19 protein-coding genes and 1 pseudogene are annotated in these 26,264 nt (G+C 61.9%); 9 read left to right on the forward strand and 11 right to left on the reverse strand.

The window, feature by feature from the left end:
• Nucleotides 1-43 precede the first annotated feature (43 nt).
• Both smc and BFQ00_RS24345 read right to left on the reverse strand, forming a co-directional pair.
• Nucleotides 44-3,532, reverse strand: a complete 3,489-nt coding sequence (gene smc, locus BFQ00_RS24340) for a chromosome segregation protein SMC (RefSeq protein ID WP_065934979.1) — start codon at nt 3,530-3,532, stop codon at nt 44-46.
• 2 nt (nt 3,533-3,534) lie between these two features.
• Nucleotides 3,535-4,194, reverse strand: coding sequence for a GntR family transcriptional regulator (locus BFQ00_RS24345; protein ID WP_065934980.1), 660 nt, complete (start codon nt 4,192-4,194; stop codon nt 3,535-3,537).
• A 280-nt stretch (nt 4,195-4,474) separates the two neighbouring features.
• Here BFQ00_RS24345 and xdhA point away from each other — a divergent pair, with 280 nt between their 5' ends.
• From xdhA to guaD, 4 genes are all read left to right on the forward strand, one after another.
• The gene (gene xdhA / locus BFQ00_RS24350; RefSeq protein WP_065892355.1) at nt 4,475-5,923 is read left to right on the forward strand and encodes a xanthine dehydrogenase small subunit; all 1,449 of its coding nucleotides are present in this window, start codon (nt 4,475-4,477) and stop codon (nt 5,921-5,923) included.
• Nucleotides 5,916-8,315 carry a xanthine dehydrogenase molybdopterin binding subunit gene (gene xdhB, locus BFQ00_RS24355; protein ID WP_065934981.1) on the forward strand — a complete coding sequence of 800 codons (2,400 nt, stop codon included), beginning with the start codon at nt 5,916-5,918 and terminating at the stop codon, nt 8,313-8,315. The genes xdhA and xdhB overlap by 8 nt, the downstream gene beginning before the upstream one ends.
• Nucleotides 8,316-8,432: 117 nt before the next feature.
• On the forward strand, nt 8,433-9,275 hold the full coding sequence (gene xdhC, locus BFQ00_RS24360) for a xanthine dehydrogenase accessory protein XdhC (RefSeq protein WP_065934982.1): 843 nt from the start codon (nt 8,433-8,435) through the stop codon (nt 9,273-9,275).
• 7 nt (nt 9,276-9,282) lie between these two features.
• On the forward strand, nt 9,283-10,587 hold the full coding sequence (guaD, locus tag BFQ00_RS24365; RefSeq protein ID WP_065934983.1) for a guanine deaminase: 1,305 nt from the start codon (nt 9,283-9,285) through the stop codon (nt 10,585-10,587).
• Nucleotides 10,588-10,726: 139 nt separating this feature from the next.
• Here guaD and BFQ00_RS24370 read toward each other — a convergent pair whose 3' ends face one another.
• Complete coding sequence (locus tag BFQ00_RS24370; protein WP_065887865.1) at nt 10,727-11,491, reverse strand: GntR family transcriptional regulator; 765 nt, start codon at nt 11,489-11,491, stop codon at nt 10,727-10,729.
• Between the two features lie 361 nt (nt 11,492-11,852).
• Between BFQ00_RS24370 and BFQ00_RS24375 the strand changes: the two genes are divergently transcribed.
• On the forward strand, nt 11,853-13,043 hold the full coding sequence (locus tag BFQ00_RS24375) for a benzoate/H(+) symporter BenE family transporter (RefSeq protein WP_065887864.1): 1,191 nt from the start codon (nt 11,853-11,855) through the stop codon (nt 13,041-13,043).
• 37 nt (nt 13,044-13,080) lie between these two features.
• Here the strand turns inward: BFQ00_RS24375 and BFQ00_RS24380 are convergent, their stop codons facing one another.
• Nucleotides 13,081-13,425: a YggL family protein gene (locus tag BFQ00_RS24380; protein WP_057721210.1), complete on the reverse strand. Its 345-nt coding sequence runs from the start codon at nt 13,423-13,425 to the stop codon at nt 13,081-13,083.
• A gap of 237 nt (nt 13,426-13,662) precedes the next feature.
• Between BFQ00_RS24380 and dacB the strand changes: the two genes are divergently transcribed.
• On the forward strand, nt 13,663-15,123 hold the full coding sequence (gene dacB, locus BFQ00_RS24385; RefSeq protein ID WP_065887863.1) for a D-alanyl-D-alanine carboxypeptidase/D-alanyl-D-alanine endopeptidase: 1,461 nt from the start codon (nt 13,663-13,665) through the stop codon (nt 15,121-15,123).
• 9 nt (nt 15,124-15,132) lie between these two features.
• Here the strand turns inward: dacB and BFQ00_RS24390 are convergent, their stop codons facing one another.
• Together BFQ00_RS24390 and rlmKL are read right to left on the reverse strand one after the other, a co-directional pair.
• Nucleotides 15,133-17,514: a sensor domain-containing diguanylate cyclase gene (locus tag BFQ00_RS24390; RefSeq protein WP_065934984.1), complete on the reverse strand. Its 2,382-nt coding sequence runs from the start codon at nt 17,512-17,514 to the stop codon at nt 15,133-15,135.
• Between the two features lie 249 nt (nt 17,515-17,763).
• Nucleotides 17,764-20,028: a bifunctional 23S rRNA (guanine(2069)-N(7))-methyltransferase RlmK/23S rRNA (guanine(2445)-N(2))-methyltransferase RlmL gene (gene rlmKL, locus BFQ00_RS24395; RefSeq protein ID WP_065892350.1), complete on the reverse strand. Its 2,265-nt coding sequence runs from the start codon at nt 20,026-20,028 to the stop codon at nt 17,764-17,766.
• Between the two features lie 531 nt (nt 20,029-20,559).
• On the opposite strand from rlmKL, the gene rmf reads away from it, so the two are divergent.
• Entirely contained in the window at nt 20,560-20,775 is a 216-nt protein-coding gene (gene rmf / locus BFQ00_RS28675) for a ribosome modulation factor (protein ID WP_002553055.1), read from the forward strand.
• 127 nt (nt 20,776-20,902) lie between these two features.
• On the opposite strand, the gene BFQ00_RS24400 is transcribed toward rmf, so the two are convergent.
• From BFQ00_RS24400 to BFQ00_RS24420, 5 genes and pseudogenes are all read right to left on the reverse strand, one after another.
• Entirely contained in the window at nt 20,903-21,922 is a 1,020-nt protein-coding gene (locus BFQ00_RS24400; protein WP_065934985.1) for a quinone-dependent dihydroorotate dehydrogenase, read from the reverse strand.
• Nucleotides 21,923-22,007: 85 nt separating this feature from the next.
• Nucleotides 22,008-22,469: a transglycosylase SLT domain-containing protein gene (locus BFQ00_RS24405; RefSeq protein WP_065934986.1), complete on the reverse strand. Its 462-nt coding sequence runs from the start codon at nt 22,467-22,469 to the stop codon at nt 22,008-22,010.
• Entirely contained in the window at nt 22,462-22,848 is a 387-nt protein-coding gene (locus BFQ00_RS24410; RefSeq protein ID WP_065934987.1) for a winged helix-turn-helix domain-containing protein, read from the reverse strand. Before BFQ00_RS24410 ends, BFQ00_RS24405 begins: the two co-directional genes overlap by 8 nt.
• A gap of 158 nt (nt 22,849-23,006) precedes the next feature.
• Nucleotides 23,007-23,228, reverse strand: a complete 222-nt coding sequence (locus tag BFQ00_RS24415) for a FliM/FliN family flagellar motor switch protein (protein WP_065887857.1) — start codon at nt 23,226-23,228, stop codon at nt 23,007-23,009.
• 106 nt (nt 23,229-23,334) lie between these two features.
• Nucleotides 23,335-24,123 (reverse strand): annotated as a pseudogene (locus BFQ00_RS24420) (secretin N-terminal domain-containing protein); the annotation flags it as partial.
• A 281-nt stretch (nt 24,124-24,404) separates the two neighbouring features.
• On the opposite strand from BFQ00_RS24420, the gene BFQ00_RS24425 reads away from it, so the two are divergent.
• A complete protein-coding gene (locus tag BFQ00_RS24425; protein WP_065934988.1) occupies nt 24,405-25,631 on the forward strand; it encodes a CmpA/NrtA family ABC transporter substrate-binding protein in 1,227 nt (408 codons plus the stop codon).
• Between the two features lie 10 nt (nt 25,632-25,641).
• On the forward strand, nt 25,642-26,217 hold the full coding sequence (locus BFQ00_RS24430) for an ANTAR domain-containing response regulator (protein ID WP_065934989.1): 576 nt from the start codon (nt 25,642-25,644) through the stop codon (nt 26,215-26,217).
• Nucleotides 26,218-26,264 lie beyond the last annotated feature (47 nt).

The following is a 26,264-nucleotide window of genomic DNA, read 5'->3' on the forward strand; positions in this document are numbered from 1 at the left end:
AAACCGTCCTACAGCGTGCTGTAAAATTTCTTCCTGACAGACCTCAGGATTCCACCATCGCCATCGCTTCTTCCACATCGACGGCGACCAAACGCGAACAGCCCGGCTCATGCATCGTCACGCCCATCAATTGATCGGCCATTTCCATGGCGATCTTGTTGTGGGTGATATAGATGAACTGCACCGTCTGGGACATCTCCTTGACCAGCCGAGCGTAGCGTCCAACGTTAGCGTCATCCAGCGGTGCATCGACCTCGTCGAGCATGCAGAACGGCGCCGGGTTCAGCTTGAAGATGGCAAATACCAGGGCCAGGGCCGTCAGGGCCTTTTCGCCGCCGGACAACAAATGGATGGTGCTGTTCTTCTTGCCCGGTGGCCGCGCCATGATCGTTACCCCTGTATCGAGTAGATCTTCGCCCGTCAGTTCCAAGTAGGCACTGCCACCACCGAAAACTTTTGGGAATAACGCCTGTAAACCGCCATTAATCTGATCAAAGGTATCCTTGAAGCGGTTGCGGGTTTCCTTGTCGATCTTGCGGATCACGTTTTCCAGGGTGTCCAGCGCTTCGACCAGGTCGGCGTTCTGGGCATCCAGATAACGTTTGCGCTCGGACTGCTGCTGGTACTCATCGATGGCCGCGAGGTTGATCGCGCCCAGTCGCTGGATACGCGCGGCAATGCGCTCAAGTTCTTCTTCGGCGTCTTTTTCGTTGGCCTGGGCGGTCAGCGTGTTGAGCACGCCGTGCAGGTCGTAACCGTCTTCGAGCAACTGGTCCTGCAGGGTCTTGCGGCGCACGGTCAGGGCTTGCCACTCCATGCGCTGTTGTTCGAGCTGACCGCGAATCAGCTGGGATTGCTGTTCGGCCGTGGTGCGGCGCTTTTCAGCCTCGCGCAGTTCGCGGTCGGCGTCTTCGAGGGCGATCTGCGCGGTCTTGAGTTCTTCGTCGACGCTCATGCGCTTGTCGAGCAACTCTTCGAGCTTGAGGCGCAGCTCTTCCAGCGGCGCTTCGCCCTCCTCCAGGTTGAGGCTCAGTTGCTCGCGCTTTTCGGTGAGGCGTTCCGATTGCATCTCCAGGCGCTCAAGGGCCTGGGCCGTGGACGTGTGCTGGGCGCGCAGCGAGCCGAGGCGCACCGCCAGTTGGTGCGCGTGGTCCTTGTGCTGGCGGGCTTCCTGGCGCACGCGGTCGAGGCGTTCGCGCAGGCTGTCGCGCTGGGCCAGCAGCAGTTCGCGCTGCTCGGTGTCCAGGGCCATGCTGTCGAGGGCTTCCTGCAACAGCAGGCGCGCTTCGCCGATCTGTTCGTGCTCCAGAGCACGCTGCTCGCCCATTTCGGCGACTTCTTCGTCAAGGCGGGTGCGGCGCAGGGTCAGTTGTTCGACCTTGGCCTTGCTCGCGGAGAGCTGGGCCTTGAGTTCGCCCTGCTGGCGCGCCTCGTCCTGCAACAGGCGGCGCAGATGCTCGCGACCGGTCTCTTGCTGGCGCTGGGTGGCGCGCAGGGTTTGCAGTTCGGTTTCCAGGCTTTCCAGGGTGGCCTCGCGCTCTTCACGCTCGGCGCTCAGGTTGACGATTTCCTGGCCACGGGCCAATACGCCGCTTTCGGCCTCACTGGCACGGCGCACGCGCAGGAAGTGGCGGCCGACCCAATAGCCGTCGCGACTGATCAAGCTTTCGCCGGCCGCTAACTGGCCGCGTTGGGCCAGGGCCTGCTCCAGTGATTCGACCGGCTTGACCTGGCCCAGCCACGGCGACAGGTCAATCGCCGCCTCGACCTTGTCCAGCAGGCTGCCCGGCACGCGCGTGCCATCGGCTGCGGGACTGAGCAGGCGCAGGTCGCCCTGGGTGAAACCGCCCAGGTCGAAGCCGCCGAAATCATCCACCAGCACCGCTTGCAGATCAGCGCCCAGCACGGTTTCCACCGCCAGTTCCCAACCGGCCTCGACCTTCAAGCCTTCAGCAAGGCGCGGGCGCTCGGCCAGGTGCTGGTCGCGCAACCATTCGGCGGTGCCGGTGCCGGGGTCCAGCGCGGCTTGCTGCAAGGCTTCCAATGAGGCCAGCCGCCCGTTGAGGCGCTGCAGATCGCCCTGGGCCTGTTGCTGCGCCTGGGTCGCGGTGTGCAATTGCTGACGCAGTTGCTCGAGGCGCTCCACTTGCTGCGCTTCGCTGGCCTCGAGTTCTTCGAGGGTCATTTCGCTTTCGGCCAGTTGCTCGCTCAACTGCATGATCGCCGCGTCTTCCGGGTCGGCGGCGAGCAACACGCGCTCTTCCTGCAGGCGGCGCTGGCGTTCAGCCAGGCGCTCCATGCTGGTTTCCAGTTGCTGGATACGCGACTGCTGCACCTCGGCCTGGCGGCGCGGTTCGGCGGATTTGAGGTTGAACGTGTCCCACTGCTCCTGCCAGCCGTGCATGCCGGTTTCCGCTTCTTCCAGGGCGGCGGCGGCTTCTTCGGCGGCGGCGCTGGTGATTTCCTGCTCGGGGGTGAGCATGTCCAGCTCTTCACCCAGGGTCAGCAGCAAGGTACGGTCGTGGCCCAGGTGCGATTCGGTCTCCAGGCGTGCGCGTTCGGCTTCCTTCAGATCGTCCTGCAACTGGCGCAAGCGTTGCTGGCCGTGCTGGATGCTCTGTTCGACCCGGGCAATATCACCGCCCACCGAATAGAAGCGGCCCTGCACCAGATTGAAGCGCTCGGACAGTTCATGGTGCCCGTCCCGCAGCCGTTCGATGCTGGCGTCGGCGTTGCGCTGCTCGGCCACCAGCGCTTCAAAGCTGACTTCCTGGGTGCCGATGATCGCTTCGCGCTGGCCGACCTGGTCGTTCAGCGCCTGCCAGCGCAGGGCCGACAGTTGTGCCTTGAGCTGGCGCTCTTCGGCCTTGTATTCCTGATACTTCTCGGCCGCCTGGGCCTGGCGGTGCAGGCGCTCCAACTGGCGCTCCAGCTCTTCGCGCAGGTCGGTCAGGCGGGCGAGGTTTTCATGGGTGCGGCGGATGCGGTTTTCGGTCTCGCGGCGGCGCTCCTTGTATTTGGAGATGCCGGCCGCTTCCTCGATAAAGTTGCGCAGGTCTTCGGGCTTGGCTTCGATCAGCTTGGAGATCATGCCCTGCTCGATGATCGAATAGCTGCGCGGGCCCAGGCCTGTGCCGAGGAAGATATCGGTGATGTCGCGTCGACGGCATTTGGTGCCGTTGAGGAAATAACTGTTCTGGCTGTCGCGCGTGACTTTACGGCGAATGGAGATTTCCGCGTAGGCCGCGTACTCGCCGACCAGGGTGCCGTCGGAGTTGTCGAACACCAGCTCGATGCTGGCCTGGCTCACCGGTTTGCGGCTGGTGGAACCGTTGAAGATGACGTCGGTCATCGACTCGCCGCGCAGGTTTTTCGCCGAACTCTCGCCCATCACCCAGCGCACGGCGTCGATGATATTCGACTTGCCGCAGCCATTGGGCCCGACCACCGCCGCCATGTTACTGGGGAAGTTCACCGTGGTCGGGTCGACGAAGGATTTGAACCCCGCCAGTTTGATGCACTTGAGCCGCACGTTTAGGCGTCCGCCAACGCTGCGATGACCAGCGAGCTGCTGCGCTGGCAGTAGGCCGACAGCACCAGGCGGATCTGCGCCAGGTCGCGGGCCAGCACGGCAGCGAGCAGTTGTTCGAACAGCGCGAGGTACTCGCTCATTTCCGCCTTGCGCTGGTCAAGGGCCAGGTAATAGGCGCGGTTCATCGCCGGCTGCAGGTTCTCGACGGTTTCCTGCAGGTACGGATTGTTGGCGAAGGGATACGCGGCGCGCATCACATTGAAGCTTTCTTCGACAAAGGCGCGGATGTCCTGGCGCTCGTAGCTGGCCATCAGGCGCTGCTGGATTTGCAGGAATGGCGCCATGTCGGCCTGGGTCTGCCAGCCTTCGGCGACTGCATTGCCAAGCAGGATGTACATCTCGCCCATCAACGTGCACAGGCTCTGCACCTTGTGTGCGGTCAGTTCAGTGACATGAGCGCCACGGCGCGGCAGGATCGCGATCAGGTGCCGGCGTTCGAGGATCAGCAAGGCTTCGCGCACGGAACCACGGCTGACATTCAGTGCCAGCGTGACCTTCTGTTCCTGGATCCGCTCCCCAGGCTTGAGATCGCCGCGAATGATACGTTCGGCGAGGTGGTGAGCGATTTGCTCGGCGAGACTGTCCGGCGCCTTGAACGTCATGTTTTCCCTTCAAAATCTTCTATCGGTACAAGCGCGGCAGTGTAGCGCATTGGCCCGCTGATGGCGCTACGCCCACGGTGGCGAATTTGGCATGAAACACGCAAGCCTTAACAGCCATAAGCCCCTGAAAACACCGGTTCCAGAAGACTGGACCATAATTGAATGTGTTGCGACCGGATTTTCTTGACCCTTAGGTCAGAAAACCATTGACCGAAAAGTCAGACATGACTAGATTCGGCGCAAAGCGGTTAACAACAATAATGAGTCTGCGAGGCCTTCCGTGATCCAGTTTTTACTTAACCAGGAACTCCGTAGCGAGCACGCCCTGGACCCCAACCTGACCGTGCTCAACTATTTGCGTGAGCATGTGGGCAAATCCGGAACCAAGGAAGGCTGCGCCAGCGGCGACTGCGGTGCGTGCACCGTGGTGGTCGGCGAGTTGCACCGCAACGATCAAGGCGTTGAGCAGATCCGTTATCGCAGCCTCAATTCGTGCCTGACCTTTGTCTCGTCGTTGCATGGCAAGCAACTGATCAGTGTCGAAGACCTCAAGCACCAGGGCCAACTGCACAGCGTGCAGCAGGCGATGGTCGAGTGCCACGGCTCGCAGTGCGGCTTTTGCACCCCGGGCTTCGTGATGTCGTTGTTTGCCCTGCAAAAGAACAGCGACGCGCCCGACAGCCAGAAAGCCCACGAAGCCCTGGCCGGCAACCTGTGCCGCTGCACCGGTTACCGCCCGATTCTGGCGGCGGCCGAACAGGCCTGTTGCAACAAGCCCCAGGACCAGTTCGACAGCCGTGAAGCCCAGACCATCGCGCAGCTCAAGGCGATTGCGCCGACGCAAACCGGCGAACTCAACAGCGGCGACAAACGCTGCCTGGTGCCGTTGACGGTCGCCGACCTGGCCGATCTCTATGACGCCTACCCGCAAGCCCGCCTGCTGGCCGGCGGCACCGACCTGGCGCTGGAAGTCACGCAGTTCCATCGCACCCTGCCGGTGATGATCTACGTCGGTAATATCGAAGAAATGAAGCGCATCGAATCCTTCGATGACCGCCTGGAAATCGGCGCCGCCACCGCCCTCTCCGACTGCTACACCGCGCTGCACCACGAATACCCCGATTTTGGCGACTTGCTGCACCGCTTCGCCTCCCTGCAGATCCGCAACCAGGGCACCCTGGGCGGCAATATCGGCAACGCCTCGCCCATCGGCGATTCGCCGCCGCTGCTGATCGCCCTCGGTGCGCAGATTGTGCTGTGCAAGGGCCAGACCCGCCGCACCCTGGCGCTGGAAGACTACTTTATCGACTACCGCGTCACTGCCCGCCAGGACAGCGAATTCATCGAGAAAATCATCGTGCCCAAGGGCCATTCACTGTTTCGCGCGTACAAGGTGTCCAAGCGCCTGGACGACGATATTTCCGCCGTCTGCGCCGCCTTCAACCTGAAGCTCGACAACGGTGTGATCAGCCAGGCCCGCGTCGCCTTCGGCGGCATGGCCGCTACCCCCAAGCGCGCCAGGCACTGCGAAACGGTACTGGTCGGCGCCACCTGGAACGCCGCTACCGTGGAAAAAGCCTGCGCCGCCCTGGCCGAGGACTTCACCCCGCTGTCGGACTTCCGCGCCAGCAAGGAATACCGCCTGCTCAGCGCGCAGAACCTGCTGCGCAAATACTTCATCGAACTGCAAACGCCGCACATCGAGACTCGGGTGACCGCTTATGTCTAACCATCACGCCGTGGTAAAAACCCAGGCCGAACTGGCCGAGCTGTTTGCCCAGGACCTGACCTCCGGGGTCGGCCGCAGCGTCAGGCATGACAGCGCGGCCAAGCATGTCAGCGGCGAGGCGCAGTACATCGACGACCGCCTCGAATTTCCCAACCAGTTGCACCTGTATGCGCGCATGTCCGACCGCGCCCACGCGAAAATCCTCAGCATCGACACCGCGCCCTGCTATGCCTTCGACGGCGTGCGCATCGTGATTACCCACCAAGACGTACCGGGCCTCAAGGACATCGGCCCGCTGATGCCCGGCGATCCGTTGCTGGCCATCGACACCGTGCAGTTCGTCGGCCAGGTGGTGCTGGCCGTGGCCGCCCGCGATCTTGAGACCGCGCGTAAAGCCGCGATGGCGGCGGTGATCGAATACGAAGACCTGGAGCCGGTGCTGGATGTGGTCGCGGCGTTTCGCAACAAACACTTCGTGCTCGACAGCCACACCCATCAACGCGGTGATGCGGCCGGCGCGCTGGCGAGCGCGAAACACCGTATCCAGGGCACGCTGCATATCGGTGGCCAGGAGCATTTCTACCTGGAGACGCAGATTTCCTCGGTGATGCCCACCGAAGACGGCGGCATGATCGTCTACTGCTCCACGCAAAACCCCACCGAAGTGCAGAAACTGGTGGCCGAAGTGCTCGATGTGTCGATGAACAAGATCGTCGTCGACATGCGCCGCATGGGCGGCGGGTTTGGCGGCAAGGAAACCCAGGCCGCCAGCCCCGCCTGCCTGTGCGCGGTGGTGGCACGCCTCACCGGGCAACCGACCAAGATGCGCCTGCCGCGGGTCGAAGACATGCTGATGACCGGCAAGCGCCACCCTTTCTACATCGAATATGACGTGGGCTTTGACGACAACGGCCGTTTGCACGGCATCAACCTGGAGCTGGCCGGCAACTGCGGCTGTTCGCCGGACCTGTCCAACTCGATTGTCGACCGCGCGATGTTCCACGCCGATAACGCGTATTACCTGGGCGATGCCACAGTCAACGGCCATCGCTGCAAGACCAACACCGCCTCCAACACAGCTTATCGTGGCTTCGGCGGCCCCCAGGGCATGGTCGCCATCGAGGAAGTGATGGACGCCATCGCCCGCCATCTGGCGCTGGACCCGCTGGTTGTGCGCAAGGCCAACTACTACGGCAAGACCGAGCGCAACGTTACTCATTACTACCAGACCGTCGAGCACAACATGCTCGAAGAAATGACCGCCGAGCTGGAGGCGAGCAGCCAATACGCCGAGCGCCGCGAAGCGATTCGCCTGTACAACGCCCACAGCCCGATCCTGAAAAAGGGCCTGGCGCTGACCCCGGTCAAATTCGGCATCTCGTTTACCGCAAGCTTTCTCAACCAGGCCGGCGCGCTCATTCATATCTACACCGACGGCAGCATTCACCTGAACCATGGCGGTACCGAAATGGGCCAGGGCCTGAACACCAAGGTCGCCCAGGTGGTGGCCGAAGTGTTCCAAGTCGACATCGACCGCGTGCAGATCACCGCGACCAACACCGACAAAGTGCCGAACACCTCGCCAACCGCGGCGTCCAGCGGTGCCGACCTGAACGGCAAGGCCGCCCAGAACGCCGCCGAAACCATCAAGCAGCGCCTGGTGGAATTTGCCGCACGCAAGTACGACGTCAGCGAAGCGGATGTGGAATTTCGCAACGGCCATGTGCGCGTGCGTGAGCAGATCCTGAGCTTCGAGGCGCTGATCCAGCAGGCGTATTTCGCCCAGGTCTCGCTGTCGAGCACCGGCTTCTACAAGACCCCGAAGATTTTCTATGACCGCAGCCAGTCGCGCGGACGGCCTTTCTATTACTTCGCCTTCGGCGCGGCCTGCTGCGAGGTGATCGTCGACACCCTGACCGGCGAATACAAGATGCTGCGCACCGACATCCTCCACGACGTGGGCGCCTCGTTGAACCCGGCCATCGACATCGGCCAGGTGGAAGGCGGGTTCATCCAGGGCATGGGCTGGCTGACCATGGAAGAGTTGGTGTGGAACAACAAGGGCAAGCTGATGACCAATGGCCCGGCCAGCTACAAGATCCCGGCGGTGGCCGACATGCCGCTGGACCTGCGGGTGAAGCTGGTGGAAAACCGCAAGAACCCCGAGGACACGGTGTTCCACTCCAAGGCCGTGGGCGAGCCGCCGTTCATGCTCGGGATTGCTTCGTGGTGCGCGATCAAGGATGCGGTGGCGAGCCTGGGTGACTATCGCCAGCAGCCGAAGATCGACGCGCCGGCCACTCCCGAGCGGGTGTTGTGGGGGTGTGAGCAGATGCGCAAGTTGAGCGCCGCTGTGGCGGTGGATACCGAAACCGAGTTGGCTTCGCTCTAGACCGAGGCGCTGCCATAGGGGGCAAGCCCCCTCCCACACTTGAATGTATTCACAGTTCAAAATGTGGGAGGGGGCTTGCCCCCGATGACGGCCTGACAGACACCACAAGAGGTGACTATGAACAACTGGATCAGCGCCCTCGCCGACCTGCAGAACCAGGGCGAGCCCTGCGTACTGGTGACCATCATCGAAGAGCTCGGCTCCACGCCGCGCAACGCCGGTTCGAAGATGGTGATCAGTGCCGCGCAGACCTTCGACACTATCGGCGGCGGGCACCTGGAATACAAGGCGATGCAGCTCGCCCGCGAGATGCTCGCCCGTGGCCAGCAGAACACCCACCTGGAGCGCTTCAGTCTCGGCGCGAGTCTGGGACAGTGTTGTGGTGGCGTCACCGTGCTGCTGTTCGAACCGATGGGCCAGGTGCAGGCGCACATCGCGGTGTTCGGTGCCGGCCATGTGGGGCGTGCGCTGGTGCCGTTGCTGGCGAGCCTGCCGTGCCGGGTGCGCTGGATCGATGCCCGTGAGCAGGAATTCCCGGAGAACATTCCGCAAGGCGTGCGTAAAATCGTCAGCGAAGAGCCGGTCGACGAGATCGCCGACTTGCCGGCGGGCAGCTACTGCATCGTCATGACCCACAACCACGCGCTGGACCTGGAACTCACCGCCGCCCTGCTCAAGCGCAATGATTTTGCCTACTTCGGCCTGATCGGCTCGAAAACCAAACGCGTCAAATTCGAACACCGCCTGCGCGATCGCGGCTTCGATGCCGCGCAACTGCAACGCATGCGCTGCCCCATGGGCCTCACCGAGGTGAAGGGCAAATTGCCGGTGGAGATGGCCATCTCCATCGCCGGCGAAATCATCGCCACCTATAACGCCAATTTCGGCCAGCACACCGCCGGCGCCGAAACCATTGCCAAATTGCTGCCGGTGTCACGCCGCAGCCAAGCTATCAATTGAGATCACCATGCCTTTGACCCGCAAAGCCTACCGCGCCGCCATCCTGCACAGCATCGACGACCCTGCCATCGTGGGCATTGAAGCGTCCTACGAATATTTCGAAGACGGCCTGCTGGTGATCGATAACGGCCAGATCAGTGCGCTCGGCCACGCCAGCGACCTGCTGCCGACGTTGCCCGCTGACATCGATATCACTCACTACCAGGATGCATTGATCACCCCCGGCCTGATCGACACCCACATCCACCTGCCGCAGACCGGCATGGTCGGTGCCTATGGCGAGCAGTTGCTGGACTGGCTCAACACCTACACCTTCCCCTGTGAAAGCCAGTTCGCCGACAAGGCCCACGCCGAGGAAGTCGCGGACATTTTCATCAAGGAACTGCTGCGCAACGGCACCACCACCGCGCTGGTGTTCGGCAGTGTGCATCCGCAGTCGGTGAACGCGTTCTTTGAAGCGGCCGAAAAACTCGACCTGCGCATGATCGCCGGCAAGGTGATGATGGATCGCAACGCGCCGGACTACCTGACCGACACGCCGCAATCGGGCTACCAGGACAGCAAGGCGCTGATCGAGCGCTGGCACGGCAAGGGCCGCCTGCACTATGCCGTCACGCCGCGCTTTGCGCCGACCAGCACGCCGGAGCAACTGGCGCTGGCCGGGCAACTGCTGGGCGAGTACCCGGACCTGTACATGCAGACCCACATCAGTGAGAACAAGCAGGAAGTCGAATGGGTGAAGGAGTTGTTCCCGGAGCGCAAAGGCTATCTGGATGTGTACGACCACTACAAATTGCTGGGCGAACGCTCGGTGTTTGCCCACGGCGTGCATCTGTGTGACGACGAGTGTGCCCGGCTGGCGCAGACCGGCTCGGCCGTGGCGTTCTGCCCGACGTCGAACCTGTTCCTCGGCAGTGGCCTGTTCAACCTGCCGATGGCCGAGAAGCACACACTGAATGTCGGCCTGGGCACCGACGTGGGCGGCGGCACCAGCTTCTCGCTGCTGCAAACGCTGAATGAAGCCTACAAGGTCATGCAATTGCAGGGTGCGCGGTTGAGCCCGTTCAAGTCGCTGTACCTGGCCACCCTGGGCGGCGCGCGGGCGTTGCGCCTGGAGGACCGGATCGGCACCTTGCAGCCGGGCACGGACGCGGACTTCCTGGTGCTGGACTACAACGCCACGCCGCTGCTCAGCTACCGCTTGAAGCAGGCCAATAACATTGCCGAGACGTTGTTTGTGCTGATGACACTGGGGGATGACCGGGCGGTATTGCAGACCTACGCGGCCGGCAATCTGGTGCACCAACGCTAATTGCAGAGGCACCAAAAAACCAATGTGGGAGGGGGCTTGCCCCCGATTGCGGTCGATCAGCCAACCTATGCATTGACTGACACACTGCTATCGGGGGCAAGCCCCCTCCCACATTTTTGTCCCCGGTGAATCAGGGAAATTACAGTTTTACCGAAGAGCGCCCCGCCTTCTTGGTCTGCAACAGATGCGAGAACACCGCATGCAAATCATCCGACGCACTTTCCTCATCGAGGTTGAGCTTGCTGTCGATGTGATCCATGTGATGCATCATCAAATCCACCGCCAGTACCGCATCCCGGGCTTCGATCGCGTCGATCAACTGGGTGTGCTCATCGTAGGAACAGTGCGAGCGGTTGCCGCTTTCGTACTGGGCGATGATCAATGAGGTCTGGGACACCAGGCTGCGCTGGAAGCTGATCAGCGGCGCATTCTTCGCCGCTTCGGCCAGCTTCAGGTGAAATTCGCCGGAGAGGCGAATACCGGCGCCACGGTCACCACGGGAGAAACTGTCGCGTTCGTCGTTGACCATCTGGCGCAACTCGGCCAGTTGCTCGGCGGTAGCGTGCTGCACCGCCAACTCGGTGATTGCCCGCTCCACCAGACGCCGCGCCATGAACACCTGGCGGGCTTCATCGACGCTCGGGCTGGCGACGACCGCGCCACGATTGGGCCGCAGCAACACCACACCCTCATGGGCCAGGCGCGACAACGCGCGGCGAATGATGGTACGGCTCACGCCGAAGATTTCGCCCAGTGCCTCTTCACTCAATTTGGTGCCAGGTGCCAGGCGTTGTTCGAGGATCGCCTCGAAGATATGCGCGTAGACGATATCGTCCTGGGTTCCGCTGCGACCGGTCTTGCCGGCGCGCGGTTGTTTCTTGAGAGGTTGCAACTGTTCGTTCATGGGCACTCGGGTAGGGAGAACGGCGGCGAATTAACGGTAATACGACAACTTTAAGGTAATACGGCAACAGGGAGTCGCTGGCAAGTATCGCCTGAAAACACGGCACATTGTACACAACCCAATGCGCCAACACACTGTACGGCTGTTTGCGGCGCCGGCTGTATTGCAATGGGTCGCTGCGTTTGAGTTTAGGCTTGATTCCACGATTTCCCATGAACGACATCCCGCTGTAGGAGCGAGCTTGCTCGCGAAGAACCCAAGGGCGCCGCGTTTAATCTGATTGCGCGCGTTATCGTTGGCGAGTTTCGCGAGCAAGCTCGCTCCTACAGCGTGCGGAGTCAGGTAAAAGGAACACCCTTTCATGACCGACGCCACCCAAGCGCCGCTGCGCCCGCTGGCCGACACTTCACCTTCGGCCATCGTCGCCGGTTTCATCGCCATGATGACCGGCTACACCAGCTCGCTGGTGCTGATGTTCCAGGCCGGCCAGGCCGCCGGTTTGACCACGGCGCAGATTTCCTCGTGGATCTGGGCGATTTCCATCGGCATGGCGGTGTGCAGCATCGGCCTGTCCCTGCGTTATCGCACGCCGATCACCATCGCCTGGTCGACACCCGGCGCGGCGCTGTTGATCACAAGCCTGGGCGGCGTCAGTTACGGCGAGGCCATCGGTGCCTACATCACCTGCGCAGTGCTGGTGACGATCTGCGGGATGACCGGCAGCTTTGAAAAACTTGTCAAGCGTATCCCCGCGTCGCTGGCGGCGGCGTTGCTGGCGGGGATTCTGTTCAAGATCGGCAGTGAAATCTTCGTCGCCGCGCAGCATCGCACCGGCCTGGTGCTGGGGATGTTTTTCACTTACCTGATCATCAAGCGCCTGTCGCCGCGTTATGCGGTGCTGGCCGCACTGGTGAGCGGCACCCTGCTGTCGGGCTTGATGGGGTTGCTGGATTTCAGCGGCTTTCATCTGGAAGTCGCGACACCGGTATGGACCACGCCGCACTTTTCGCTGGCGGCGACCATCAGCATCGGTATCCCGCTGTTCGTGGTGGCGATGACCTCGCAGAACATGCCGGGGGTCGCCGTGCTGCGCGCCGACGGCTACACCGTGCCGGCCTCGCCATTGATCACCAGCACCGGCCTCGCCTCGCTGGTGCTGGCGCCCTTTGGCTCCCACGGCATCAACCTGGCGGCCATCAGCGCGGCGATCTGCACCGGGCCGCACGCTCACGAAGACCGCAACAAGCGCTATACAGCTGCCGTCTGGTGCGGGGTGTTCTACGGGATTGCCGGGGTGTTCGGCGCCACATTGGCGGCGCTCTTCGCCGCGTTGCCCAAGGAACTGGTGCTGTCGATTGCGGCGCTGGCGTTGTTCGGCTCGATCATCAATGGCCTGAGCATCGCCATGAGTGAGCCGAAGGAACGGGAAGCGGCGTTGATCACCTTCATGGTCACCGCGTCAGGCCTGACGCTGTTTTCCATTGGTTCGGCGTTCTGGGGGATTGTGGCGGGAGTGTTGACGCTGCTGATTCTGAACGGGCGCAGGGCATAAAAAAACGGCGACCTTCAGGTCGCCGTTTTTTTGAGTATCACTTGGCCGCGTTGATCGGCTTTTCCGGATACCACACGTCCAGCAACGGGCTGACTTCAGCCTTGGTCAGCTCGGAACGGGTTTTCAGCCAGGCTTCAACGGCAGCACGCTGCTCTTCGTTGACCGAGCCACGCTTCTGCAGGCAAACCAGACCGTAGTCATCGCCGCCGACATAACCCAGACCGTTGGCTTCCATGGCTTCTTTGATGAATGCTTCGAGGAAAGCGTCGATAGCTTCTTCACTCAGGCCTTCTTTGAAGTCCAGGTTCAGTTCGAAACCCAGCTCTTGAAATTCATCAACGCACAGTTTTTTGCGCAGACGCTGGGAACGGTTAGTCGCCATTGGAACAATCCTCTTAAGTAATAACGGCCGGCACTTTAGCAGTTTAAGGCGGCAATTGCCCGACTCTCTGGGACGGGCGGCGTTTGGCCGATAAAAAAACCCGGATTACCCGCTATCGTTCAGCTACAAGTAAGCTCGGCTTGGGGCATAATGCCGACACTTTCATGACCAATGAGGGATTTTTCTTGTATACCCCTCGCCTTTTTCACCCTCCTCAGCAGTAGGGTCTTATTTTTTATGATCAAATCGTTGCGTTCTGTTTTCCTCGCCGGTGTTCTTCTGCCATTGGCCCTGCATGCCACCGCCGCCCCCGTCAATAACACCCTGCCCCCCAGCGTTGCCCAGGCCCTTCAGAAGGCCAAACTGCAAAATACCGCCCTGTCCCTGGTGATGTTGCCCTTGAACGGCCCCGGTACGCCGACCGTGTTCAATGCCGACGTTTCGGTGAACCCGGCCTCCACCATGAAACTGGTGACGACCTACGCGGCCCTGGAAATGCTCGGCCCCAACCATCAGTGGAAAACCGAGTTCTACACCGACGGCGTACTCAGTGGCGGCGTGTTGCGCGGCAACCTGTATCTCAAGGGCGGCGGCGATCCCAAGCTGAACATGGAGAAACTCTGGCTGTTGATGCGCGACCTGCGCGCCAACGGCGTACAGCAGGTCACCGGCGACCTGGTCCTGGATCGCAACTTCTTCCAGCAGCCACAGTTGCCGGAGTTCAATGACGACGGCAACGACGAGAACAAGCCGTTCCTGGTCAAGCCCGATGCCCTGCTGGTCAACCTCAAGGCGCTGCGCTTTGTGACGCGCAATGATGCCGGGCGGGTGATCGTGTCGGTCGAGCCGCCGATTGCGAGCATTCGCATCGACAACCAGGTGAAAGTCTCCAACGCCAAACAGTGCACCGGCGACGTACGTTACAGCCCGGTGACCGCCGCCGATGGCAGTGTGACCGTGACCGTCAGTGGCCAGTTGGCGGACGGTTGCAGTTCGCAGACCTACCTGTCGCTGCTCGACCATGCCACCTACACCGCCGGCGCCGTGCGTGCGATCTGGAAGGAATTGGGCGGCACCATCCAGGGCCGCGATATCCAGGCGCCGGTGCCCAAGGATGCCAAGGTGCTGGCCCGTGCCTTCTCGCCGGACCTGGCGGAAATCATCCGCGACATCAACAAATACAGTAACAACACCATGGCCCAGCAACTGTTCCTGAGCCTGGGTGCGCAGTTTCGCAACGATGCCGATGGCGACGATGCCAAGGCCGCGCAACGCGTGGTGCGTCAGTGGCTGGCGAAGAAAGGCATTACCGCGCCACACCTGGTGATGGAGAATGGTTCCGGCCTGTCCCGCGCCGAACGGGTCAGCGCCCGTGAGATGGCGGCCATGCTGCAAGCGGCCTGGAAAAGCCCCTACGCCGCCGAATACATCAGCTCGCTGCCGATCGCCGGCACCGACGGCACCATGCGTAAACGCCTGAAGACCACCGCGATGCGCGGCGAAGCCCATGTGAAGACCGGCACCTTGAACACCGTGCGCGCCATCGCCGGGTTCAGCCGCGACAACAATGGCAACACCTGGGCGGTGGTGGCGATTCTCAACGATTCCAAGCCGTGGGGCGCGTCGTCGGTGCTGGACCAGGTGCTGCTTGACCTGTATCGCCAGCCGAAAGCAGTGGCAGCCGCGCCGGTGCTATAGAGCACCGGTTCAGTCTGTGGGAGCGGGTTCCACCCGGTCCCTGCCCGCCTGCTTGGCGACATAGACAGCCGAATCCGCGCGCAGCAGCAACCCGTCGATACCTTCATCGATCCGCCAGCTGGCGACCCCAAAGCTGGCGGTGACGACGCCCACCGGTGCCATCGGCACACTGCGCAACGACTGCCACAACTCCATCGCCAGGCAATAGGCCTGGGCGCTATCGGTATGCGGGCAGAGCACCACGAACTCTTCTCCACCCAGCCGGCAGAACACGTCGGTGCGGCGCAGGCGCTGGCTGATTCGCTTGCACAGCTCGCGCAATACGTCGTCGCCGATACCATGCCCGTGCTGGTCATTGATCCGTTTGAAGTGGTCGATGTCCAGCATGATCACCGACAGCGCTCCCGATGTGCGGTTGAGGCGCAGCAGTTCGACTTTCATGCGGTCCTGGAAGTAGCGGCGATTGTGGATGCCGGTCAGGGAGTCGGTGATGGACAGCGTGCGCAATTCGTCTTCCACGCGCTTTAGATCGGAAATATCCGACACATAGCCGTGCCACAACGTACCGCCGCCGGGTAATTCTTCCGGGGTCGCTTCGCCACGAATCCAGCGCAGGCCCCGCTGGGGCAACTGCACGCGATATTCTTCGCGCCAATGGCTCAATTGCAGCGCCGACAAACGTATTGACGCGCGTACCCGCTCAAGGTCCTGGGGGTGAATGCGTTCCAGGATTTTGCCCGCATCCTGCTGCAACACGCCAAGCTCGATTTCATAGATATCGCGCATGCCTTCGCTGGTGTAAATGAAGCGCCAGCGATCGTGGGGCTCCAGTGTGAACTGGAAGATACCGCCAGGTACATGGACACTGAGTTTTTTCAGCAAGCGATCCCGCGCCGCCAAGGCCTCGTAGGCGCGCTTCTGCTCAGTGACATCCAGGTAAATGGCCAGGTGCCCGACCCACAGGCCATGGTCATCCAGCAACACAGTGGCCAGCATGTTCACGGTCAAAGGGCTACCGTCCTCACGCACCAGCGTCCACTCGCGGGCGTCGTGCTGTCTGTCCGGACTTTCCACCAGCATCGCCTGGCTCGGCGTAATACGCTTGCCCAGCGCCGCGCTCAAACGCGTGGCGCGGGCCTCAAGCTCCGAGGCCAGGTGCAGGCTTTCCAGCGTCAGGTGGCCCACCACGTGTTCGCTCTTGAATCCCAGCATCCGTTCGGCGCCGGCATTGAACATGTTGATGACACCGCGCAAGTCAGTGGCAATGATTGCGACGTGCGTTGCCGCGTCCAGCACACTGCGCAATTGGCCGTGTGCGCCGCGCAGTTCCTGTTCACGCAGGCGCAACTGCGCGGTACGCTGCTCCACCAGTGCCAGCGCCCGCTGGCGTTGGCTGACCAACACATAGAGCAGAGCCGCGAGCAGCGCACTCAGCAGCACGCCCATGACCAATATGGTGTGGGTCGAAGAATGGTTGGCCTTGTCGAATACCTCGCTGGCGCGCAGGCTCAGCGCGTAGACGTGGTCACCGAGGGTAAGTCGTCGGGCAGCGACAAGATCGCTGTCGCCCGGCACATTGCTCGACGCATACAGCACCCGCTGCTCAGTGTCGGAGGTATCGACGATCTGCATCACCAGGTTATCCCGGCTGGACTTGGGCAAACCCTCGGCCACCAGCTGGCGCATGCTGATCACCGCCATTACATAGCCGTACGGCTGGGGATCGACCGTTTTGCGCACCGGCGCCACCAGCAGCACCCCGGCGGCATACGCCGGCTCCAGGCCCACCAGTTGCATGGGCTGGGACACCGCCGCCTGGCCGCTGGCTTGCGCGCGCTCGACAACCGCGCGCCGCAGGGGTTGGGCCAGCAGATCAAAACCCATTGGCGAGCCCAACAGACTCTGGGTCTGGCTATATAGGACCGGCACGTATTCATCGCGCTCGGACGCCGGCGCCAGCTCGCCCGCCGAATTCAATTCGCGGATGGTGAAAGGTGCGCCACGCTGGCGCGAGATGGTCTGTTCGAACTGGCTGCGCTGATCCCCGGACACTCGCGGCGCCCAGGCATAGGCACGCGCGTGCAACAACAGGGACTGGGCGAAGCCGTCAAATTCGGCGCGGGACACTTCGTCGGAATTGACGAAAAAACGCCGCAGGCTATCCAGGCGCAGCTCCTGGTCTTCGAAGCGTTCCTGAATCCGGCTATAGCGCTCGCTGACCAGCAACTGGAAGCGCTGGCGCACCTGTTGCTGATACAGGTCGGCAGCGGCCCACGCGATGACCAGGGTCAGCGCGCTACCCGTTGCCATTACCACCAATGCCACCAGCCAAGCCGATGCCTGTTCACTGATAAAACCAAGGATTTTCGGGCGTACGGCTTGCATCGGCATAGGCAACACTCACAGCGCCAGCGTGCGGGGTGTCACTTTGGCTGGACGTTAAGTTATAGCCATCCGTCGGGGGTTTGACCAGTGTAAAAAATGCGCACGCTTAATGTGGGAGGGGGTTTGCCCTAATACCATCAGGTAGGAGCGAGCTTGCTCGCGAAAAACTCACCGGCAACGCGTTCATTCAGGAATCACGCGTTATCGTTGACGTTTTTCGCGAGCAAGCTCGCTCCTACCTCCCCCATCGGCGACTCAGCGTGCGCTGATTTTCCACGCCCGATGGATCTTCGCGTTACGCGCGAAATCCGGGTCGATGGTCTTGTCGCTGATTTCCTCGACCGCATAGCGTTCGCTGAGGTTGTCTTCCAGCTGGAACTTGCGGAAGTTGTTCGAGAAGTACAACACGCCCCCCGGCGCCAGGCGCGCCATGGCCAGGTCGAGCAACTGCACGTGGTCACGCTGGACGTCGAAGATGCCTTCCATGCGCTTGGAGTTGGAAAAGGTTGGCGGGTCGATGAAAATCATATCGAACTCGTCACGACTGGCTTCCAGCCACGCCATCACGTCACCCTGTTCCAGGCGGTTCTTGTCGGAAAACCCGTTGAGGGAAAAATTGCGCCGCGCCCAGTCCAGGTAGGTCTTGGACAAATCGACACTGGTGGTGCTGCGCGCGCCGCCCTTGGCCGCGTGCACACTGGCGGTAGCGGTGTAGCAATACAGGTTGAGGAAACGCTTGCCCGCCGCTTCCTTCTGAATGCGCATGCGCATCGGCCGGTGATCAAGGAACAGGCCGGTGTCCAGGTAATCGGTGAGGTTGACCAACAGCTTCACGCCACCTTCGCTGACCTCGGTGAACTTGCCCTGGGCGCTTTGGCGCTCGTATTGCTTGGTGCCGCTCTGGCGCTCGCGACGCTTGACCACCACGCGGCTCTTGTCGACGTTGAGCGCCTGGGGAATCGCCGCGAGCGCGTCAAACATGCGCGCCGAGGCCTTCTCCGGGTCGATGGACTTGGGCGCGGCATATTCCTGCACATGCACCCAATCGTGATACAGGTCGATGGCCATGGAATATTCCGGCATGTCGGCGTCGTACACACGGTAGCAATCCACGCCCTCACGCTTGGCCCACTTGCCCAGCTGCTTGAGGTTTTTCTGCAGGCGGTTGGCGAACATCTGCCCGCCTTCGCTCAGGCGCGCCTGTTCGACCACCGGCGCCGGGGCCGGCTTGATCGGGTTGCCGTTCTTGTTGTACTGACGCTCTGCCGGTTCGGTCGGAGCCTGGTCGTAGGCCGCTTGCTCACGCTCGGCCTGGCGCTGCTCCGGGGTGCGACGCTCGCCGGTGACGAACTGATCGGGGTTGACCTTGATCAGCAACAATTTGCACGGCAAGGCGCCGTTCCAGAACGAATACTGTTTGTGGCTGCGAATGCCCATGCGCTTGCCCAGGTCCGGCGCGCCGGTGAACACGGCGGCTTCCCAACCCATGCAGGCCTGGCGCAGACGCTCGCCGAGGTTCTGGTAGAGATACAACAGGCTGGCCTCGTCACCCAAACGCTCGCCGTACGGCGGGTTGCAGATCACCAGGCCTTTCTGGTTCTGGTCCGGGCGCGGCTCGAACGTGCCGACTTCGCCCTGGTACACCTTGATCCAGTGGCTCAGGCCTGCGCGCTCGATGTTGTTGCGGGCCGGCTGGATCAGGCGCGGATCGGCTTCGTAGCCACGCACCCACAGCGGGGTTTTGTTCATGCCGACAGCGGCACGTTCAGTGGCCTCGGCGTGCAGTTTCTTCCACAGCGCCGGGACGTGCCCGAGCCAGGTGGTAAAGCCCCACAGTTCGCGATTGAGGTTGGGGGCCATGTCGGCGGCGATCATGGCGCCTTCAACCAGGAAGGTGCCGACGCCGCACATCGGGTCGGTCAATGCGCCGCCTTCGGCAGCAATGCGCGGCCAGCCGGCGCGAATCAGGATCGCCGCCGCGAGGTTTTCCTTCAGCGGCGCGGCGCCCTGCTGCAAGCGGTAGCCGCGCTGGTGCAGGCTGTGGCCGGACAGGTCGAGGGACAGGATGGCTTCGCCACGGTCCAGGCGCAGGTGGATGCGCAGGTCCGGATTGATCTTGTCGATGGACGGACGTTCGCCGGTCGGGGTGCGCAGCTTGTCGACAATCGCATCCTTGACCTTGAGCGCGCCGAAGTGGGTGTTGTCGATGCCCGAGCCGTGACCGCTGAATTCCACCGCCAGGCTGCCGTCGCTGACCATGTGGTCGGCCCATTCGATATCCAGCACGCCGTGATAGAGGTCCTCGGCGTCCTTCATCGGGAAGCGCTTGAGGACCAGCAGCACCCGGTTGGCCAAGCGCGACCAGAGGCACAGGCGGTAGGCGGTTTCCATGTCGGCCATGCCGCGCACGGCCGAGGTGTGCTCGCGGGCTTCCTCAAGGCCAAGCCCGACGGCTTCCTCGATCAGCAGGCCTTCGAGGCCCTTGGGGCAGGTGAGGAAGAGTTCAAAACGGTCCGACATGGGGCATTCCAGGCTTTTCAGCAATAAATGAACGGGCGACGCATCGCCGGCTCGGTTTTCAATCAAGCACTTTTCTTGAAGAGCGCCCGCGTGGCACGAATGTGCCGTTCCACCCCGTCTGCCGGGCCCTCGGGCCTTTATCGACGGTGCAGAAAAAGAATTTGAAGCAACAAAAAGAAATATTCCGACCCTTCGTCGAATAATAACCGACTGCAACAGGGGGTCATTCTCACCAAAGGATTAATCACATTTCCTTCGCAGGGCACATCATAGCTGGCTTTGCTTGAAAAAAGGGGCGAAAAGCCATCCCAGCTTATGGCTATAGCATCGTTATCGTTACGTGCTTATGACAAAACGATCATTGAATCCATGTGACCTATTGGTTAGAACTCAACACAGGTTGGCGCCGTAACGACGCCGACACATCGGCTCGCCACGCCGGCAGCGAGCCCACCAACGGCAGAAAACTCTGCCCGGCCTCAGACGAGGCCGAAGGATATCTAGACAGTCAACAAGTGAGGGAAACACCCTATGAGAAGACTTAAGCGTGATCCGTTGGAAAGAGCATTTTTACGCGGATATCAATATGGCGTTCATGGAAAATCCCGTGAGCTTTGCCCATTTACTCTACCGTCGGTACGCCAAGCCTGGATCAATGGCTGGCGAGAAGGACGTGGCGACAACTGGGACGGTATGACTGGCACTGCGGGCATCCACAGACTCAACGAACTTCACGCCGTCGGCTAATCAGGGCATTTACAATCCGACACATCAACTTGAATAGATAACGACTTAACCACGCACGTCCTATCCGGGCGGCGGGCTTCGGCCCAGGGGCTCCTTCAGGGAGCCCTTTTTATTGCCTGACGATTGCTCAGCGCAAGGCGGCGATCGCGTCCACCGATTCGCGAATCAGCGCGGGGCCCTTGTAGATAAAGCCCGAGTACAGTTGCACCAGGCTTGCGCCCGCCGCGATCTTTTCAGCCGCGTGCCTGCCTTCGGTGATTCCGCCCACCGCGATGATCGGCAAGCGCCCCGCCAGTTCGGCGGCCAGCACCTTGACGATATGGGTGCTTTTGTCCCGCACCGGCGCGCCGGACAGACCGCCCGCCTCGTCACCGTGGGCCAGGCCTTCGACGCCCGCACGACTGAGGGTGGTGTTGGTCGCGATCACCGCATCCATGCCCGCGTCCACCAGGGCCTGGGCTACCAGCACGGTTTCTTCGTCGCTCATATCGGGCGCGATCTTGATCGCCAACGGCACCCGCTTGCCGTGGCGCACCGCCAGGTCTTCCTGGCGCTGGCGCAACGCTTTGAGCAATTGCTTGAGCGAGTCACCGAACTGCAGGCTGCGCAAACCTGGGGTATTGGGCGAACTGACGTTGACGGTGACGTAGCTGGCGTGGGCGTAGACTTTGTCCAGGCAGATCAGGTAATCGTCCACCGCGCGCTCCACCGGCGTATCGACATTCTTGCCGATATTGATGCCGAGGATGCCCTTGTACTTCGCCGCCTGAACCCGCGACAACAAATGGTCCACGCCCAGATTGTTGAAGCCCATGCGGTTGATGATCGCCTCGGCGTCCGGCAGGCGGAAGATCCGCGGCTTGGGGTTGCCCGGTTGCGCACGAGGCGTCACGGTGCCGATCTCGACAAAACCGAAGCCCAACTGCGCAAATCCGTCGATGGCCGCACCGTTCTTGTCCAGACCGGCAGCCAGCCCGACCGGATTGGGAAAGTCGAGTCCCATCACCGACACCGGCACTTTCGCCGCAGCCTTGCATACCAGGCCATTGAGCCCCAGGCGGCCACCGGCACCGATCAGGTCCAGGGACAGATCGTGGGAGGTTTCCGGGGAGAGTTTGAACAACAGCTGGCGGGCCAGGGTATACATGGGCGGGCTAGACTCGGATGGCGGCGAAAGGTGGCGCGATTATAGCCGGGGAGACGGGCTGCATGCGAGGCGTGCCGCCGACTCGTCAATTACGGTGGGCCATCAAGGCCTCATAACGCGCCCAGACTTTTTCGGCGTATCGCAGGCGCAACGCGTCACGCTGCGCTCCGGCGCCCGGCCCCACGTTGTAGGAACCCACCGCCGTCCAGTTGTAGCCGAAACGCTGGACGAAACCGGCAAGAATCGAGGCACCCACCTCCACCGACAGACATGGCTCGTTCACCAGCCGTTCCTCGGTGATGCCCAGCTCGAGCAAGCGAGGCAAGTGACTGCTGTTGATTTGCATCAAGCCGATATCGTGGGTGCCATTGGCGTTGACCGAGTTGATCGCTTGCGCCCGGTACCCCGACTCCACCGCCGCGATCGCCTGCAGCAACTCCGGCTCGAAGTCGTAGCGACGCGCCACCTCATCCCAGCAGTAGGCCAGGGCCTGGTTGCTGCCCAGCAGCAGGCCGAGGATCAGGCCCCTGCCCCACCGCTTAGACATGGCTGATCTGTCCGCATGCCGCGCACGTGTGCAGCACCCGCATCGGCTCAGCGTCTTTGGCCAGCACGGGGCAGGTAAAACGATACCCCTTGCCATACACGGTCTTGATAAACCCCTTGTCGGCGTTCAAGTGTTTGCGCAAGGCATAAATGCAACGGGTCAATGACTCATCGGCCACCTCGCCCCTGGGCCAGGCGAGCGCCAACAGGCGGTCCTTGGTCATCAACGTACCGCCGGAAACCAGCAACAATCGAAGCACGCTGCCCTCTTTGGGCGGCAGTTGAATATCGGTGTCCCTGCCTGTCAGCCGACCATCGTCATGCAAGGTCCAATCAGCGAAAACCAGGGACTTTGTCGACTCTTCAATCACCACCGCCATAAGGCACCTGCACGTTCGACTGCTGACATTCAATCCATTCTTCCTGTGACGGCCCACTTGCCCGATGCCATGACTATAAAAACCTCCCTCGCGTATCACGTTAGGAAAAACCCGATTCAATCGACGTCTTTCAGCGGTTTGCTGTAAGACAATTCGCCTCAACCGGAATACGGCAGCCACTCCTGATACACCTCATGCAGCTCAACCCCTAATCGATCCTCCAACTGCACCAACTCACCCACCGCCATCAGTTGCCCATTGACCCGAACCTCCACGCAATGGATGACTTCGGGTGCCAAAGGCAAGACTTTGCCCGGCGCAAACGCAGCCAGTCGCTTGCGGCTGATCAGTTGCTCCTGCAGCAGTATTTCCAGGTACATGGACTAACGCCTTTATTCAGGGAGAACGCTCGCCGCCCGACCTGACAAACGCACGTTGCACACGTTCATACTGCGCGGCCGTCAACGGCGGCGGCCCGGCCGGGGGCTTCGATTCGTCACGACCCGCTTCCACACGCCATGACGAGATTTCATTGACTTGCTTGGGCACATCCAATTCATCCACCAGTTTTTCGATCAGGCTGACCTGAGCAGGCTTGCCCTTGATCAGGAGGCTGTTGGTGTCCGGATAAGCGATCAGCGTCAGGTTCTTGTCCGCCAGCAGGCCCTTCTGCTCACTGGCCAGCAGGCCTTGAATGACGGAGGCCATGCCCGGCACCGTGACCTTGTTTGCGCCGGTCCCATGTTGCCGATCCTCGACGTGGGTATTGAACACCTGCACCACACCAAAGGCCTGCGCCCCCACACGCAGTTCACTGCGTTGCCGGTCCGTCAATTGCGCCAGCCGCAGCACCTGGCTGACGTAGCTTGGCGGCCCGGACACGTAGAACGTACGCACCCCGCTGTCGCGCAAGGGATAGCGCGATTCATCCATGCCTGTTCGGCGCATGATGCCGCGCAGCCGGTTGACCGAGATGTAGCGCAGCGCCACCGCAGTGGTCCTGGCTTCGCTCGCGTTGTAGAGGTACACGGCCTGCCCGTCGCTGTGCCAGATCAGGCCTTCCTGCCCGGCCAGCGTTTCGAGGACCTGTTGCGGCGCGTCAAAATCGAATGTCCCGCTGACACGCTTGGGCGCCGCTTCCCGACTGACCACCACAGGCATCCCCAACGGCACCGACAGCGCCGTGAAAAAACTGTCCAGGCGCTCATCCCTGGCCTGATACGGATCGCCCCGGGCCACATGGCTGACCAGCAACAGCGCAACCCACAGCAGCATGCTGCCGAGGCGGTGGCGGGTCGTAATGGCGGAATCAGCATGCACCGTGGGTTTTCCTGGGGGGAGGACGCAAAAGAGCGGCCATACTGAAAGGCGGGCGAGGTTCAATCATGATGGAAAGCTGACGGCTGCCCCGTGGCATGTGCCTTGCTACGCACTCTCTATCAGGGCGCGCGCCACCGACGGTGCGGGCCTACGGACAAAGGCGTCGTTTCCCTGCAATGGCTGCTATCGCCATCCGAGGGCGCGACGCTTTTTTTTGCGAGAAAAGGTAGGTATTGATGAACGATTCGGTCGACGGCAGCCCGGTGAACCCCGCGCTGGCCTGGGTAAACGGCAGTGACGCCCCGGAAAAAAGCAGCCTGGACCTGGGGTTCATGGCCCTGACTGATTGCGCCTCGCTGGTGGTCGCCGCCACCCAGGGGTTTGCGCAACCCTACGGCCTCACACTGAACCTCAAGCGCCAATCGTCCTGGGCCAACTTGCGCGACAAACTGGTCAGCGGTGAGCTGGACGCCGCCCATAGCCTCTACGGCCTGATCTATGCCGTGCACCTGGGCATCGGCGGTGTTGCGCCGAGCCCGATGGCGGTGCTGATGGGGCTCAATCAAAACGGACAGAGCATCAACCTGTCCCGTGGGCTGCAACAGCAGGGCGTGGTCACTCCTGAGGCGCTGGATCGCCACGTGCACCAAAGCCGCACAAAACTCACCTTCGCCCAGACCTTTCCGACAGGCACCCACGCCATGTGGCTGTATTACTGGCTGGCGAGCCAGGGCATCCACCCGCTGCGGGACGTGGACAGTGTGGTGGTGCCCCCGCCGCAGATGGTCGCGCACCTGCAGGCAGGACGCATCGACGGCCTGTGTGTCGGCGAACCCTGGTGCGCCAGCGCCGTCCAGCAGAACCAGGGCTTCACCCTGGCGACCAGCCAGTCGATCTGGCCCAATCATCCGGAAAAGGTTTTGGGTTGTACCCAAGCCTTCGTCGACCAGTACCCCAATACGGCGCGCGTATTGGTGATGGCGATTCTCGAGGCCAGTCGCTTTATCGAAGCGAGCACGCAAAACCGTCGTTCCACCGCCCAACTGCTCAGCGCCCGCGAGTACCTCGACGCACCGCTGGACTGCATCGAGCCACGACTGCTGGGGCACTACGAAGACGGCCTGGGCAACCAGTGGCAGGACCCGCATGCGCTGCGGTTCTTCGCCGATGGCGCGGTCAACCTGCCGTACCTGTGCGACGGTATGTGGTTCATGACCCAGTTTCGCCGTTGGGGCCTGCTGCGCGAAGACCCGGATTACCTGGCCGTCGCTCGCCAGGTGCAACAATTGGATGTGTATCGTCAAGCCGCCAGCGCCGTGGGCGTGCCGCCCCATGCCCAGGACATGCGCAGCAGCCAGTTGATCGACGGCAGGATCTGGGACGGCTCCGACCCCGCCGGCTATGCCCGCAGCTTCCGCCTGCACGCCATGGCGGATGACACCAGCCGCCAAGCGCTGCGCTAGGAGCACGAGCATGCTGCGAATCCTGTTGATCAACGACACCCCGCGCAAAGTCGGCCGGCTCAAGGCCGCGCTGACCGAGGCCGGTTTTGAAGTGATCGATGAATCCGGCCTGACCATCGATTTGCCCGCACGCGTCGAAACAGTGCGCCCCGACGTGATCCTGATCGATACCGAGTCACCCGGCCGCGATGTGATGGAACAGGTGGTGCTGGTCAGCCGCGACCAGCCCCGCCCTATCGTGATGTTCACCGATGAACATGACCCGACTGTCATGCGCCAGGCGATCAAGTCCGGGGTCAGTGCCTATATTGTCGAAGGCATCCAGGCCCAGCGCCTGCAACCGATCCTCGAGGTGGCCATGGCACGCTTTGAAAGCGACCAGGTCCTGCGTGCCCAGCTGCACGCCCGCGATCAACAGTTGGCGGAACGCAAGCGCATCGAGCTGGCCAAGGGTCTGCTGATGAAAATGAAGGACTGCAATGAGGAAGAGGCCTACACCCTCATGCGCCGTCAGGCCATGAGCCGCCAGCAGAAACTGATTCAGGTGGCCGAACAGATTATTGCCATGAGCGAACTGCTCGGCTGATCTGGCGCGGCTCTTGCTAAAGAACCGTTACAGGTAGCCAACGGCGG

Source organism: Pseudomonas sp. 28 E 9 (assembly GCF_900004785.1).
Taxonomy (GTDB): domain Bacteria; phylum Pseudomonadota; class Gammaproteobacteria; order Pseudomonadales; family Pseudomonadaceae; genus Aquipseudomonas; species Aquipseudomonas orientalis_A.